Raw genomic sequence first — 14,894 nt, 5'->3', positions numbered from 1 at the left:
ACGACTATCCAATTATGGAGTAGGGTGCAAGTAATTGGCACCCGAAATGCAAGGGACCTTTATGAGGTCGTGATATAGTCTCATCTGCATGGTGACATGTAGCAGTTCTTTTTAAGAACGGGCCAAGCGTAACGAACTTGGTTGAAGATTTTGTCAGCTGACATTTTCCTAGGAGTTCCATTTAACATCGCATCTTATGCACTATTAACAATGATGATTGCTCAAGTATGTGATTTAGAATTAGGTGATTTTGTACATACATTTGGAGATGCTCATATTTATACAAATCATCTTGATCAAATTAACCTACAACTAACAAGAGAGCCTCATAAATTACCAAAAATGAAGATAAACCCTGAAATCAAAGACATTTTTGAATTCAAATATGAGGATTTTACATTAGAAGATTATGAGTGCCATCCTGCGATCAAAGGGGTAGTAAGTGTATGATTGCTGCATTGGTTGCGATGTCAGAAAACAATGTAATCGGCTTTAATAATAAGATGCCGTGGCATCTTCCACAGGAGCTTGCTTATTTTAAGAAAGTAACTACTGGGTATACAATTATTATGGGAAGAAAAACCTTTGATTCGATTGGTAGACCACTTCCAAACCGAGAAAATATCGTTGTGACAAGACAAAAGGATTTTCAAGCTGAAGGCGTTACAGTTATTAATGACGTTAAAAGTTATGTTGAAGAAAATAAAAATAAAGATTTATTTATTATTGGTGGGGCTGAAATTTTTAATTTAACATTCCCTTATTTAGATACACTTTATATTACTGAAATTGAACATAACTTTGAAGGCGACACTTTTTTCCCGAATTTTTCAAAGGAAGAATGGAATGTTAAATCTGTTTCTGATGTACAAGTCGATGAAAAATCAAAAATTAAATTTAGATATTTTGTTTATGAAAAAAAGTATTGACATCTTGAATTAAAGATATTATTATGAGGTTAAGGGATTTGATTATCCCTTGATTTTTGAAAATAAATCTCGAATTAAAGATAAACGAAACTGAGAGGAAGATGTTTAAGATGAAAAAATTACTTTATATTACTGCAAACCCAAATGCAATTGAAAATTCATTTGGTCTATCTGTAGGGGAAGCATTTATTACTGAATACAAAAAGGCAAATCCTGAAAATGAAGTTGTTCATTTTGATTTATTTAAAGAAAATGTTCCTATGTTAGATGGAAATGTATTTGATGCATGGGGCAAATTAGGAAACGGTACTGCTTTTGAAGAATTAAGTGCTGATCAACAAGCTACTTTAGCTGCTATGAATCGTAACTTAGAAATTTTCACACAAGCTGATGAGTATGTATTTGTTACACCATTCTGGAACTTTAGTTTCCCATCAGTTGTAAAAAACTTTATAGATAATATCTCAATTGCTGGTAAAACATTTAAATATACTGAAAATGGTCCAGTTGGTTTACTTGAGAATAAAAAAGCATTACACATCCAAGCAAGCGGTGGCGTTTATTCAGAAGGTCCTGCAGCTGGAATTAACTTCTCTAGCCCATACTTAACAAGTATCTTAAACTTTGTAGGTGTTACTGATGTAACTACATTATTCGTAGAAGGTATGGCTGCAATGCCAGATAAAGCACAAGAAATTAAAGCTAATGCAATTGAAAAAGCTAAAGTTCTTGCTGCAGAATTCAGTGGAGCAAAAGTTTCGAACTAAAGATTCACAATAATAAGGAATCGGCCAATAAAAGCCGATTCTTTTTTTTTGATTCTCGTTTTATTAAATAATCAGGATGGATAATACTTTTCAAGTGGTTGGGCATTTTGTATAATAATTAACATACTCAACTATCGGAGGATTAATATGTTTCGCACAATATTTGCTGCAACACGCATTGTAGTTGGTGTAATTGAAGCAAAGCTAAAATTATCATCAGTAAAAAAAATACCAAAAGATTTACCTGTACATGAGCAAGACCGTCTAATGCACCAATTTCCTGATTATTTCGGGAAAATGATGATTGGCTGTACTGGTAGTAAAGTAAAGGTTGAAGGGATTGAAAATATTCCTAGAGACGAGGGAGTCCTATTTGTAAGTAATCATCAAAGTAATTTTGATATTCCACTATTATTAGGATATTTAAATAAGCCTATTGGATTCATTGCAAAAGTTGAATTAAAAAAACTGCCGATTGTACCAGACTGGATGGAACAAATGCATAGTGTATTTATGGACAGAAGTGATCGTAGACAATCACTTAAAGCTATAAAAGAAGGCGTTGATAAACTTAAAAATGGCCATTCATTAGTTATTTTTCCAGAAGGTACTCGAAGTAAGGGCAGTCAAATGGGTGAATTTAAATCAGGGAGCCTACATTTAGCAACGAAATCAGGGGTTCCAGTTATTCCTGTAAGAATTGAAGGGACTTATAATATTTTAGAAGCTAATGGTAATCGTATTAAACCAGCAAATGTTACACTTAAAGTATTTCCACCAATTTATCCTGAACAAATAGGAATGACAGATGCCAAAGAATTAACGAACTATATTAAAGAGATGATTGAATAATAAAACTAAAAGCGCTCATTTAAAATGAAGCGCTTTTTTTAAACAACAAATTTAAATATACAAAAATACATAGATGCACTACCTAATAATACAAATAAATGCCAAATTGCATGACTATATGGCCAACGTTTGACTAGAAAGAAAATTGTGCCAATCGAATAAAATAGCCCTCCTAATAATAAGTAGAAAAATCCTATTCCAGATAGTCCTACATAAATAGGCTTAATTGCAAACATCATTAACCAACCCATAATTAAATAAACAATGGTCGAAAATAATTCAAACCTATTAACATATATAAATTTAAAGATTACACCTGAAACTGCCAAGCCCCAAATAATTGTAAATAAGGACCAGCCAATCCTACCCCTTAAAGTTACGAGTAAAAATGGAGTATAAGTTCCTGCGATTAATAAATAAATTGCTGAGTGATCTAAAATTGTAAATAGCCTAATTAGCTTTGGGTCTCTAACGCTATGAAGCAATGTTGAGCAAATATAAAGTAGTAACATAGACAAACCAAAGACTGTAAAGGAAATAAAATGCCAGGGTGTCCCTTTATGCATAGCCTTATTAATTAAATAATATAGTGCTGGGATGCTCAGTATTGCACCAATCCCATGAGTAATAGCATTTGCTAATTCTTCTTTCATTGCTCTACTCATAAAAATGCCTCCTATTTTAATTGAATCATTTTTAACTATGAGAGTATTATGAACAAATCTAGAGATTTAATGTTTTCAATATTTTATAGCTGTATGTATATTTTGATCGATCATTTTATACAGTTGCTCTAAAAGCAAAATGAATCATAAAACAGACAGATATGGTAATCTGAATTTAAACAATATGATCCAATCGGAGGTATATATGTTACTCATAAAAAATGGCGAAATCTTTACCCCAAAGTCAATAGGTAAAAACGATATTTTAATATCGAATGAAAAAATTGAGTATGTTCATGAAGAAATAGACATTACCTCATCTTCGGTTCCTTTACAAATATTTGATGCATCTGCCTACTATATTGTGCCTGGCTTCATTGATGCTCATGTGCATCTTATTGGTGGCGGAGGTGAAGGTGGCTTTAAAACAAGAACACCAGAATTATTGTTGTCTGATTGTATTAAAGGAGGAATCACCACCGTAGTAGGAGTAATTGGTACCGATGGAACAACAAGAACAATGGCCAGTCTACTTGCAAAATGTAGAGCATTAGAAGAAGAGGGAATTACTTCATTTGTCTATACAGGCTCGTACCAAACACCTGTCAAAACGTTATTTTCTAAGATTGAGGAAGACATCATCCTGATTGATAAGATTATCGGTGTTGGAGAAATAGCGATTTCGGACCATCGGTCATCTCAACCGACAAAGGAAGAATTTGCAAGAATAGCTGCACAAGCTCGAAATGGGGGCTTGCTTTCAGGAAAGTCCGGCGTCGTGAATGTACATATTGGAGATAGTAAAAAAATGTTATCAATGATCGAGGAGATTGTTGAAGAAACCGAATTACCAATTACTCAATTTTACCCAACACATATTAACCGCAATAGCTATTTATTTGAAGCAGGAATTAACTTTGCTAAAAAAGGAGGGTTTGTTGACTTTACAACAAGCTCGATCCCACACTTTTTGAATAATGGTGAAGTCAAATGTAGCGTAGGATTGAAAAGAATGCTCAATTCAGGTGTAAGCATTGAACAAATCACATTTACATCTGATGGACAGGGTAGTCTACCAGATTTTGATGAAAAAGGAATACTCCGAGGTATGAAGGTTGGAAGAGTAATCAGTTTATATAAAGAAGTAAAAGACGCAATTATAAATGAAGGCATTAAGATTGAAGATGCAATTAGCGTAATCACTAAAAACCCAGCCAATATATTAAAATTACAAAAAGGACAAATCAAAAATGGATACGATGCAGATTTAGTCTTCCTAAATAAATCCACGCTAGAAATCGAAGCAGTTATTTCTAAAGGAAAAATTATGATGCAAGATAAAGAAGTATTAGTAAAAGGAACATTTGAATGAATATAGCCTAATTGGTAGAAAAGCAGGAATTACTAAGTATTCCTGCTTTTCTGATTGGAAAGCGAGCATCCTGTAGTGGAAATCAACAACACTTAACTCCTTTTACGAAAATTTTAAAATTATAATAAGAATGCTTTTTTTGCAATGTGAAAGCAGGAGGTATATGTACCTCCTGCTTTATAAATTTTAGATCCAAATACCCTCATTTTCCTAATCCCTCTTCTTTTCAACGAATAAAACAATAATCGAAAATTCATACTAGAAATAATTGTATTCGAATGAGGTGAATGATTTGTATATAAAAAAGACTGCATTAATCATAATTTCGATAATAGCAGTCGTCATTTCGGCTTGCAGTAATAATCAAGAGTCTAGTAATACTTTCAAAATTGGGATTGTCTCAAATTCAAACGGTAAAAATAATAGTTATGTAAACTCAATTGCTATGAAAGGTATTACTAAATTTGCAAAAGAGGAAAATTTAGAAAAAGATAAGAATTATAAATACATTACAACAAGTAGTACTAAAGGTTTTGAGAAGAAAATTACTAAACTGGCTGATGCAAATTATGATTTGATTATTGGAATAGGTAATAATTTATCTTCTGTATTGAATAAAGTTGCAGAAAACAATAAAAGTACTAAATTTGGTGTGATTGATTCAAGAGTTGACCAACCAAATGTAATTAGTATTAATTTTACTGAACAAGACGGAAGTTTTTTAGCAGGTGTAATAGCAGCAATGAAAACAAAAACAAAAAAAATTGGATTTATCGGTGGAGACGACAATGAAATTATTAACAGATATAAGTATGGATTTATTTCTGGAGTAAAATCAGTAAATAAAGAAATTGAAGTTGTAACAGCCTATTCAAATACCTTTAATGACTATAAAATAGGTTCAAGAATAGCAAATGACTTTTTTATGAAAGACGTTGATATAATTTTTCCTGTAGCAGGTTTAACAAGTAAAGGCGTTTTTACTACTGCAAAAAAGATTAGGAGATCAAATCAAAGGGAAGTATGGGTAATAGGGGCTGACCGTAATGAGTATAAACACGGTTTACCTGAAAACGTAACTCTTATTTCACTTGTGAAAAAAATTGATCAGGCAGTATATGATTTAGCTAAACAAGCAAAATCGAATGAATTTCATGGTGGTAAAACATTAATTTATGGTTTAAATGAAGATGGTATAAAATTAATACTAGCGGATAATAATGTTGAGGACCCAATATTAGTAAAGGTTAATGAATACAAAGATAAAATTCAAAGTGGTGCTTTAGTAGTACCTAGTAATAAAGAAGAGTATTTACAGTTTAAAGAAAAATTAATTTAATAATAATAAATTGAACTGATAATATTATTATGTAAACTAAAACTAAATAAGTTATTAAAATTTATTAAAATTCCTTGAAATTATTTGACGAATGAACAAATTTTTGACAATATTACTATATAAGGAAAGTTTGGTACTTACTTATTAATAGTGGATGGAAGTTGGGGGAAAATAATGGCTAACATAGGCTTTCCAGGTTTAATTTTAATTTTAATTTTAGCATTAATTATATTTGGACCAAAAAAATTACCTGAAATCGGAAGAGCATTTGGTGATACACTTAGAGAATTTAAGCGTTCTACACAAGGATTAACAAATGATCTTTTAGAAGACAAAGACGAAAAGAACAACAAATAAATCAGTAAAAGACTCGGTAAAAGTACCGGGTTTTTTTTTGAATTCAAAAGCCTCAACTTGTCCCTCTTATAACTGAAAAATCCCCTCATGTCAATATGATTTTTAAACAATTTTTGAAATTTTAATGGAACTTTAATATTTACTGTTAACTTATAGTAAAAATGATATAATGAATTTGCTTTGCAAATTTTGTAGAATTTTAGAGAAGAAAGATGTGAATTGATTGGCAAACATTAAGATTGTAACTGACTCAACGGCCGACTTATTAAAAGAAGAAATTGAAAATTTAAATATAACAGTCATTCCTTTAACAATTCAAATAAATGGTGGAACATATTTAGATGGGGTTAATATATCTCCAAAGCAATTTATTGATGAAATGCAACAATCAGTTGAATTGCCAAAGACATCACAACCAGCTGTAGGAACATTTGTAGAAACATTTGAAAAATTGACAGCCGATGGAAGTAGAGTCATTTCAATTCACTTATCCAGCGGTTTAAGTGGTACTTATTCAACCGCATGTGCAGCTGCAGGGATGGTTGAAGGTGATGTAACAGTAATCGATTCAGCTTTTATTACAAGAGCGATGGCTTTTCAAGTCATTGAGGCAGCACAAATGGCTGAAGAGGGATCCACAGTTGAAGACATAGTTAACCGACTTACGGAAATTAAAAATAGTACGTATTTATATATCATGGTAGATACGCTTGAAAACTTAGTTAAAGGTGGAAGAATTGGAAAGGGTAAAGCCTTCATTGGGTCTTTACTAAATATTAAACCGATTGCATCACTTGAAGGTGGAGTTTATTCTCCAGTTGGTAAAGTGCGTAGCCACCAGCAAGTAGTAAAAACATTAACTAAATATTTTGAACAAGACACACTTGGAAAAACGATAAAAGGTGTAGGAATTGCACACGCAGATGCACCTGAGCTTGCAGAGAATCTTAGAAAATCAATACAACAGCTAACGAACCTTGAATTAGATGAAACTGATTATACAACTCCAGTAATTAGTACACATACAGGAAAAGGTGCAATTGGGTTCGTTTTTTATGCTGAATAAATTTACTATTCAACATTTCATTTTTTAACATAAGAAAGAAGAAGCTTAATAGGTAATGGCTTCTTCTTTTTTATTTCCTACGATTGAGGGATGAATTGTTTCACCAAGTAATGAAATTTTAAGCTTTTCGGGTTTTATTTTTTTCCTTTTCCATTCAGAACATAATCGCTCTAGAGCCTCTAAAGGAGTATCATCTGCAAGTTTAAATGTTCCGTAATGCATTGGGATAAATAACTTCGCGTTTAAATCTAAAAACGCTTGAACAGCTTCTTCAGGTGACATATGGTTGTGTTTCATAAACCATTCAGGTTCATATGCTCCGATTGGAATAATTGCTGTATCAATTTTAAATCTTTTACCGATTTCTTTGAATCCTGAAAAATAAGCACTGTCACCAACGTGATATATACAGTCATTGGACGTTTTGAATACAAATCCACCCCAATGTGATTTATTTCTGTCAAATAAAGTTCTTTTCGTCCAGTGCTGAGAAGGTACAAATGCAATATTGATCCCTAAAAAGTCTTTTGACTCCCACCATTTCATTTCATGGACATTTTTATAGCCTTTACTAACAAATTTTTGTTTTAAGCCAATCGGTAAAATGAATCGTGTTTTTTTAGGGAAATGTCGCAATGTATTAAAATCTAGATGATCATAGTGACCATGAGAAATACAAATTATGTCTATTGGAGGTAATTCTGATATAAGAATTCCTGGTTCTGACAATCGTTTTTTTAAAGCCATTTGATTAGCATAAACAGGGTCAGTTAATATATTGACTCCTTTTATTTGAATTAAAAAAGTAGAGTGTCCAATCCAAGTAATTGTTGTTTTATCACGATTTTCCTTTAAAAAGGAGATTTTTTTATGACTACATTGTTGAATTACACTACTATAATCCTTTTTTGTCTTACTTCTTTCGATTCCACATTTGATAAAATCTTTAAAAGTTTTACGATAACTCGTGTCTAAATTTTCATATTTTTTATTTGCCATTATCAGTCATCCTTTCAAGATTCTTTATCAATATGTTTAGTTTAACTTTACTTTGTAAAAATATCATTTGAAAAATTTTAAATATATATGTTAATTAGTTTAAATTATTAGAAAGAAACGATCTGTTTTTGATACAATGGACAAGTACAATGCTTGCGTAGGGGGATAAGTATGAAGAGAAATATGGTATTTGTGACATTAATAATGATTTTATGTCTGGCATTATTAAGTGGCTGTGGAAATAAAATTGATAATCCTTTAAATTGGGATTTAGAAAAATTTACATACACTAACCAGGACGGTAAAACTTTTGGGACAAAAGATTTAAAAGGAAAAGTCTGGCTAACAGATTTTATATTTACAAGTTGTGAAACAGTTTGTCCGCCAATGACAGCAAATATGGCAAAACTTCAACAAAAGGCTGCAGAGAAGAAGTTAAATGTAGACTTCATCTCATTTAGTATTGATCCTGAAGTTGATACGCCACAATTATTAACGACATTCGCAAATAAATTTAATGCTGATTTTAGTAATTGGAATTTCTTAACTGGATATTCTCAAAAACACATTGAAAAATTTGCATCTGAAAACTTTAAAACGATTGTTAAAAAACCTGAAAACAATTCACAAGTTATCCATGGTACTAAATTTTATTTAATTGATCAAAACGGAAAAATCGTTAAAGATTATAGTGGTGTAAGTAATGTGCCATTTGATGAGATTTTATCTGATATTGAAACTTTGACAGGGAAATAAAGCTTGCTCTTTAAGTAAAAAGATTTTCTATTTATTTAATAAAAAACTGAGTTTCTAAAAGATACTCAGTTTTTTATTTGAATTTAGTTAATTGTGTTGTCTGCAGTGTAAATTTTTAGTCTAAAAAGATTTGTTTTTGGTATTCAGGTGATTTTGTACCTTTTATGACAAGCATACCGTTTTCGTATGTTGCAGTAGCTGTTGTTGCATTAATTGGGTAAGGTAATTTTACGACTCTTTGAGATTGGCTATAAGAATATTTTTTATAGGAATAATTTGATTGATCGTTTTGTACTTCAGTAGTCGTATCAGTTTTTAAGCCTATTGTTAGGATTGTTCCTTCAAGGTCCATATAAATTTGTTCTTTACTTACACCTGGCATACTTGCCTGAATGATTAATTCCTCACCGTTTTCAATAATCTCTACACCGATCGAGGAAAAAACTCCATGTTTATGAAAGAATTTATCAATCTCATCAAAAAGGCCTCTAATAGGCGACTGATCTATTAGATCATCCACCTTTTTTAAATAATGTTGAAGATCAATAGATGAATGACTTTGTTTTTCATCTTGAGCGTTGTTTTTTTCTTTTTCACTCATATTCATACCTCCTATCATTCCGACTAACGCAGTATATGTAAGGAGCCTAAACACTGTGCATGTTTAGATGGAATGTTTTTTTTATGCGAATGTTGAAAATCAATTTTTGTCATGTACAATGGATGGAAAGATAAACCGTGAGAAGAGGATGAAGAATGGAAATACTGTTTGCAACAAAAGAAGATGTACTAGAAATTGTAACAATATATAATGATGCAATTCTAAACACGACAGCAACATTTGATATGAAAATAAAAACAGAAGAAGAAATGCAAAAGTGGTTTGCCAACCATAACGAGCTTTACCCTGTAATTGTTTCCAAAGAAAATGGTCAAGCAACTGGATATTGTTCACTTACACAGTTTAAGGAAAAAGATGCATATAAACATACGGTTGAACTATCTGTCTATATTCATCCAGATCATCGTCGAAAAGGACTAGCGAAGGCATTAATGACTGAGATGATTGAAATTGCCAAAAAATTAGGTCACTTTACAATTATTTCTTGTATTACTAGCGGAAATGAAGTAAGCGAAAGATTACATGAGAAATTAGGATATAAAAAGGTAGGTCATTTTTATAAAGTAGGCCAGAAATTTAATCAATGGCTGGATATTGTATATTATCAATTAATGCTATAACCCAATTACAAAACTTTAAAAAAATATCGGCAATAAAAAACACTCAATTTTACCTGGCAGTCAGCTTGTAGATAAAGTACTAAATGCTTGAAGATCGAACTAATTGCAAGCGCTTGTCTCTCGCAGCGCGAAGCCTAGTGAGGAGCGGAGTTACCTTAGACGAAAAATGGGCACTCAGATAGGCGAAGTAACGAAGAAAACGAGCGTCTGGCAGGTAGTTTAACACTCAGGTTTACCTGGGTGTTTTTATTTGTAAAAAGGCCGTATTATTCATAATTTCTATACTATGAACGTAAAATGTAGGAGAAATGTCGGAAAGTGGGGGAAATGACTTTGAAATTAAAACGCGCATTGACCCAGAAATTAGCCAAAAAAATTCACAACTTTTTATTCCTTGGAAAAATTGTTACAGAAAGAGTAGTGGACCAAGAGAAGCAGAGCTTACTTTTCTATGAAGATGAGGATCATATTCGTTTTTATGTAGAGTGCTTATCACCAATTCCATCAAAGCTAAAAGCTAGTTTTTCAACTCAAGATGTTTTGTTTGTGGGTACAACTGCAAATAAAAATAATGAAAGTAAAATAAAACCACTAATTAAAAGTAAGAAAAAAGATGACATAATTGAAGGATTAAAAAAAATTTTTGATTCTAAATTAGTCATGTTTCGTCTTGAATACGCAAATGAAGTAGTCACAGCAGATCTAGTTGAGTTTTTTGATGGAAAACGGGATACATCTTACCATCTACTGCCTGTCATTGAACTTAGGGGAGAGGGAAAGCGTGAAGAGGTCGAAAACCGACTTATAAAAGGTTCTTTGCCAATTCATCTGCCAAAATATTTTAATGAATTTGATCAACCTGAATTTGTCTTTTATGAAAATAGACTATATGGTAATTTGTTTTTAAAATCGATGATGAATGATATTAGTTATTTAGAAAAACAAAATGAAGTTACATTTCAAGATTATGATGAAGATGAACTTAAAAAGTCCTTTATTCATTTAAATCATTTAATTTATTTTATTCCCGAAAAACAGTGGGAAGAGTTGTGTAAAAACTTTAAAAAAGAATGCAAAGAACTAATTTATACGCAAGATTTTACTGAGAAACAGGCTTTTCCAATTGAATGGAGAAATGATACTGAAAATGCTTTTATTGAACGATTTTACCAAAATTGTTTGCAGCAAGGCTTGTTATACGAAAAAAAAGATATTATTAATTTTCATATATGTTGTAAATTTCAGGCTCTAACAATTTTAGGTGGTGTAAGTGGTACTGGGAAATCTCAATTAGCACGTATTTATGGCGAAACTTTGGGGCTTGAATTTGGTAAGGAGTTATTATTTGTTCCAATTTCACCATCTTATCGCGAACATTATGATTTATTAGGTTATTTAAATCCGACTACTGGGATTTATATAGACTCTGAGACTGGATTAACGAAATTATTGATTGAGGCTGAACAATTTCCACATAGGATGTATATGGTGATCTTTGATGAAATGAATCTTTCTCAAATTGAACATTGGTTTAGTAAATTTCTATCAATTTTAGAAATGCCTCAGGATAAGAGAGTGATTACTCTTTTCCATGATCATAACGTAGTCATTAATCAATATTATAAGCCTAAAGTAAAAATCGGTAATAATATAATTTTTGTTGGAACCGTTAACTTTGATGAAACATCAAGTGAGTTTTCTTTAAGACTGTTAGATCGTGTAAATATAATCTCACTTAGGTCAACTTCATTCGTAAATTATGCAGAAAAGATGAATAATGAAAATATTTATGAAACTGTACCACAAATATATATTAATGCAGAAAACTATAGTAATTGGACAAAGAAAACTTTAAGTGCATCTGAGCTTACAAGTGATGAATTAAAGTTTTTTGATGAGTTTAATAAAATCGTTGAACATTCACTAAGTGAGCGAATCATCTCTCCACGTATGATTAAAGATTTATCAAATTATTTAGCTAACATACCTACTCTACCTTCCCATAATCAATTCGAACGAAAAGAAGCGATCGATCTCTTTGTTAAGCAACGCGTATTAACGAAAGTTAGGGGATTATTTGCTAATTTAGAAGAATTAATTGGTACAGGTGAAGGGAACGAGCAGGAAGGGCTACTAAATATGGTTATGAAATCTAATTTAGGTAGATCAATTTCTGACTTTGAGTATTCTATTAAAGAATTGAAAAAGAAAAGAAAGCAGCTGGAGATTGATGGATATGTCAACTAATAATAGTCCGGAAATTTTTGAGCCACTTTATCTCCCATTTACGATTGCAATTCTTGTCGGAACTAGGGGGAAAGAGGAAAAAATATCTCTTGATGCACTTACAATGAACCCAAAAGAGGCTTACTTATTTGCCTATGAAATACAAGAATTAAAAAGATTTTTATTTCAAGTCGATGGTGAATTTGACGGTAAAATTACGTTCGTTTGGAATAATCTTTATCATTTTCAACAAGAAAACCTGGATGATCAGCAGTTTATTTTTACTTCAGAAAAAAGAAAAATATTAATATACGAACATGGTAAAACCGAGAATGCTTATCCTTGGAGATGCGGATATTATGAATTTTGTATTATTTATCAAGAACAACAATTTTATGGAATGATAAAAATAGTACCAAAAAATTTAGATTATGATCAATTAGAGTGGATGCATTCAACATTAAATCAACAAATAAATGGAATAATGAATGACTCGCAATACTTTAAAAAATCTTCAGCTTCATTTACTCAAAATGGAACAATGTATTTTTGGCCGATTATTCGATTTATCGAGTCAAATGAAGAAAGACTACTAGTTGCAATCCAGCAGTTTATAAGTAAATTGAAGCGGAAACAAAAAAAGGAATATGAATTAAAAAGGCAGGTAAAAAAATTAGATTTTAATACAATTAGATGGACTTTAATGCATCCAGCCATTTCAAATGCAACTAATTTAACAATGCAACCAGTTGTTCAAGAAGAAAATTATATCGATGAGATAAAATATGCTAAAAATAAAGTTCGTAAATTTCTACTTACAATTGAAACATTACTAACCTTTGTAAAATATGAACTAGTAAAAGACAAAAATAAAATGGATCAAATCGATTTTCAAGTGAAGGATATAGAAAAAATGATGCAAAATGTAGTTGGGAACGGCTCAATTACTGATCGAGAAAAAGCTAAATATAGACAGTCAAAAATGTTAAAAGAGCTAGAATTAGAAAAATTAAAGAAAAGTGTTTCAGAAAAAGAACGAATTACAAATTCTTTGGAGAAACTTTATGAAGTCTATTTTAGAGAATATACAATTGGAATCTTTCGTATAGCGACGGATACTGATACTTCAAAATATCCAACTAGTCCATCGAAAGTATTTTTAAATTTTATTCATTCCTTAAGCTTGTTTGATAAAAAAGTAAAGGAATACGGGAAAAAACAAATGCTTTTACCTGTATATAAGCCAACTTTTTTACTATATGAATACTTTGTCTTTTTCTCATTATGCGATATTTTCTTAAAGTTAAAATTTAAAAATGATTCTGAACCATTAGCTGAACAGATTTTAATGCATATAAAAGACGATGAGTTAATGGATGGAGCATTTGTGTCTCTTGAAAATAAAAGTTGGATCATTAATTTAGTTTATAACGAAATTATCGAGGGAAGTCCGCAAGTATCACTGTTAAAAGGAACAAACTTTTTTAGTGGTGAAGAGTCGAAAAAACCGGATATAAGACTAGATTTTTATCGGAAAAATAATAAAGAATACGTTGCTTCGATCATTTTTGAAATTAAATATAGTCCAATGTTTAATATTTATCAACCAGTAGGGAATACAAAGGCAATGGAACAAATGTATAAATACTGGGGACTAAAGTATGTTGAACGTGTTAATGGAAAAATGACCTATGTGCGTAAACCAATCAACGAAGTGATTTGTTTATATCCGGGTAGTAATGTTCATCGTAAAGTTCTTGAAGCGGGTTGTGGCACTTATATTCAGTTTTATCCTAAGAAAAAGGGCGAGGATTTTTATGAACTAGTAGGTGAAAGGGAGTTAGTAGAAATAATAAACAGAACACTTGAAGAACTTAAATAATCCCAAAAAGTACTTTGCGGTTCGATTGTAATAGTAACTGAATTTAGAAAGCCATAAAACAAGATTAATGTGCCCTTTACCAATCGATGGCATAGGGCATAATTTTTTTATTCGAAGATGTTTTTTACATTTTGATACATTGTTTATATGATAAATTACGAAATAATACTTCGGTTGAAAACTTACAATATCGTATTAATCTATACTAGAAAACTAATTATGAGATAATTTTGATTTCACAAATTATACATAATTAGATATGTAAGCGTTGCCAAAAGCTAAAATTTACCATACAATAGAGCCATATATAAACAGGCCAATAAAATATTTTTTTAACAAAATAACTAAATAGAATTAAAGAGACAATATTAAAATTTGGTATAAACGTTGGTTTATAGACGTAAGATAAGAATATTTATATAGGAATTATAGGGGTGAGTGA

Annotated in this window: 15 protein-coding genes; 12 read left to right on the top strand and 3 right to left on the bottom strand. The window is 31.1% G+C overall.

Annotated elements, in window-relative coordinates:
• Window positions 1–150: 150 nt before the first annotated feature.
• The 4 genes from thyA (at window position 151) to ACFVRR_RS07830 (ending at window position 2,548) form a co-directional block, all read left to right on the top strand.
• Complete coding sequence (thyA, locus tag ACFVRR_RS07845; protein WP_387326690.1) at window positions 151–450, top strand: thymidylate synthase; 300 nt, start codon at window positions 151–153, stop codon at window positions 448–450.
• The gene (locus tag ACFVRR_RS07840) at window positions 447–929 is read left to right on the top strand and encodes a dihydrofolate reductase (protein ID WP_387326687.1); all 483 of its coding nucleotides are present in this window, start codon (window positions 447–449) and stop codon (window positions 927–929) included. Before thyA ends, ACFVRR_RS07840 begins: the two co-directional genes overlap by 4 nt.
• A 110-nt stretch (window positions 930–1,039) precedes the next feature.
• Entirely contained in the window at window positions 1,040–1,696 is a 657-nt protein-coding gene (locus ACFVRR_RS07835) for an FMN-dependent NADH-azoreductase (protein ID WP_387326685.1), read from the top strand.
• Between the two features lie 147 nt (window positions 1,697–1,843).
• On the top strand, window positions 1,844–2,548 hold the full coding sequence (locus ACFVRR_RS07830; protein WP_097979338.1) for a lysophospholipid acyltransferase family protein: 705 nt from the start codon (window positions 1,844–1,846) through the stop codon (window positions 2,546–2,548).
• Between the two features lie 38 nt (window positions 2,549–2,586).
• On the opposite strand, the gene trhA is transcribed toward ACFVRR_RS07830, so the two are convergent.
• Window positions 2,587–3,213, bottom strand: a complete 627-nt coding sequence (gene trhA, locus ACFVRR_RS07825) for a PAQR family membrane homeostasis protein TrhA (RefSeq protein WP_387326683.1) — start codon at window positions 3,211–3,213, stop codon at window positions 2,587–2,589.
• A gap of 205 nt (window positions 3,214–3,418) precedes the next feature.
• On the opposite strand from trhA, the gene iadA reads away from it, so the two are divergent.
• The 4 genes from iadA (at window position 3,419) to ACFVRR_RS07805 (ending at window position 7,347) form a co-directional block, all read left to right on the top strand.
• A complete protein-coding gene (iadA, locus tag ACFVRR_RS07820; protein WP_387326681.1) occupies window positions 3,419–4,585 on the top strand; it encodes a beta-aspartyl-peptidase in 1,167 nt (388 codons plus the stop codon).
• Window positions 4,586–4,877: 292 nt separating this feature from the next.
• Window positions 4,878–5,924: a BMP family lipoprotein gene (locus ACFVRR_RS07815; RefSeq protein ID WP_387326679.1), complete on the top strand. Its 1,047-nt coding sequence runs from the start codon at window positions 4,878–4,880 to the stop codon at window positions 5,922–5,924.
• A 171-nt stretch (window positions 5,925–6,095) separates the two neighbouring features.
• A complete protein-coding gene (locus ACFVRR_RS07810) occupies window positions 6,096–6,281 on the top strand; it encodes a twin-arginine translocase TatA/TatE family subunit (RefSeq protein WP_088072957.1) in 186 nt (61 codons plus the stop codon).
• Window positions 6,282–6,504: 223 nt separating this feature from the next.
• Window positions 6,505–7,347: a DegV family protein gene (locus tag ACFVRR_RS07805; protein ID WP_387326676.1), complete on the top strand. Its 843-nt coding sequence runs from the start codon at window positions 6,505–6,507 to the stop codon at window positions 7,345–7,347.
• Between the two features lie 45 nt (window positions 7,348–7,392).
• Here the strand turns inward: ACFVRR_RS07805 and ACFVRR_RS07800 are convergent, their stop codons facing one another.
• On the bottom strand, window positions 7,393–8,346 hold the full coding sequence (locus ACFVRR_RS07800; protein WP_387326673.1) for an MBL fold metallo-hydrolase: 954 nt from the start codon (window positions 8,344–8,346) through the stop codon (window positions 7,393–7,395).
• A 171-nt stretch (window positions 8,347–8,517) separates the two neighbouring features.
• On the opposite strand from ACFVRR_RS07800, the gene ACFVRR_RS07795 reads away from it, so the two are divergent.
• Window positions 8,518–9,102, top strand: a complete 585-nt coding sequence (locus ACFVRR_RS07795; RefSeq protein WP_387326670.1) for an SCO family protein — start codon at window positions 8,518–8,520, stop codon at window positions 9,100–9,102.
• A gap of 115 nt (window positions 9,103–9,217) precedes the next feature.
• On the opposite strand, the gene ACFVRR_RS07790 is transcribed toward ACFVRR_RS07795, so the two are convergent.
• Window positions 9,218–9,703 (bottom strand): Hsp20/alpha crystallin family protein, encoded by a 486-nt coding sequence (locus ACFVRR_RS07790; RefSeq protein WP_176522583.1) that lies wholly within the window; start codon window positions 9,701–9,703, stop codon window positions 9,218–9,220.
• 155 nt (window positions 9,704–9,858) lie between these two features.
• Here ACFVRR_RS07790 and ACFVRR_RS07785 point away from each other — a divergent pair, with 155 nt between their 5' ends.
• From ACFVRR_RS07785 to ACFVRR_RS07775, 3 genes are all read left to right on the top strand, one after another.
• Window positions 9,859–10,344 carry a GNAT family N-acetyltransferase gene (locus ACFVRR_RS07785; protein ID WP_387326665.1) on the top strand — a complete coding sequence of 162 codons (486 nt, stop codon included), beginning with the start codon at window positions 9,859–9,861 and terminating at the stop codon, window positions 10,342–10,344.
• Between the two features lie 333 nt (window positions 10,345–10,677).
• Complete coding sequence (locus ACFVRR_RS07780; protein WP_387326662.1) at window positions 10,678–12,591, top strand: hypothetical protein; 1,914 nt, start codon at window positions 10,678–10,680, stop codon at window positions 12,589–12,591.
• Window positions 12,581–14,452, top strand: a complete 1,872-nt coding sequence (locus ACFVRR_RS07775) for a hypothetical protein (protein WP_387326659.1) — start codon at window positions 12,581–12,583, stop codon at window positions 14,450–14,452. Before ACFVRR_RS07780 ends, ACFVRR_RS07775 begins: the two co-directional genes overlap by 11 nt.
• The last annotated feature ends 442 nt before the right edge of the window (window positions 14,453–14,894 follow it).

This window comes from Gottfriedia sp. NPDC057948 (genome assembly GCF_042887255.1).
Classification (GTDB): Bacteria; Bacillota; Bacilli; order Bacillales; family Bacillaceae_G; genus Gottfriedia.
This window is presented reverse-complemented; position numbering and strand designations above follow the sequence as displayed.

Coding starts and splice junctions, on each gene's coding strand:
- ACFVRR_RS07775 (WP_387326659.1), top strand. CDS start 12,581: ATGTCAACTAATAATAGTCCGGAAATTTTTGAGCCACTTTATCTCCCA.
- trhA (WP_387326683.1), bottom strand. CDS start 3,213: ATGAGTAGAGCAATGAAAGAAGAATTAGCAAATGCTATTACTCATGGG.
- ACFVRR_RS07830 (WP_097979338.1), top strand. CDS start 1,844: ATGTTTCGCACAATATTTGCTGCAACACGCATTGTAGTTGGTGTAATT.
- ACFVRR_RS07790 (WP_176522583.1), bottom strand. CDS start 9,703: ATGAGTGAAAAAGAAAAAAACAACGCTCAAGATGAAAAACAAAGTCAT.
- iadA (WP_387326681.1), top strand. CDS start 3,419: ATGTTACTCATAAAAAATGGCGAAATCTTTACCCCAAAGTCAATAGGT.
- ACFVRR_RS07795 (WP_387326670.1), top strand. CDS start 8,518: ATGAAGAGAAATATGGTATTTGTGACATTAATAATGATTTTATGTCTG.
- ACFVRR_RS07835 (WP_387326685.1), top strand. CDS start 1,040: ATGAAAAAATTACTTTATATTACTGCAAACCCAAATGCAATTGAAAAT.
- ACFVRR_RS07785 (WP_387326665.1), top strand. CDS start 9,859: ATGGAAATACTGTTTGCAACAAAAGAAGATGTACTAGAAATTGTAACA.
- ACFVRR_RS07800 (WP_387326673.1), bottom strand. CDS start 8,346: ATGGCAAATAAAAAATATGAAAATTTAGACACGAGTTATCGTAAAACT.
- ACFVRR_RS07840 (WP_387326687.1), top strand. CDS start 447: ATGATTGCTGCATTGGTTGCGATGTCAGAAAACAATGTAATCGGCTTT.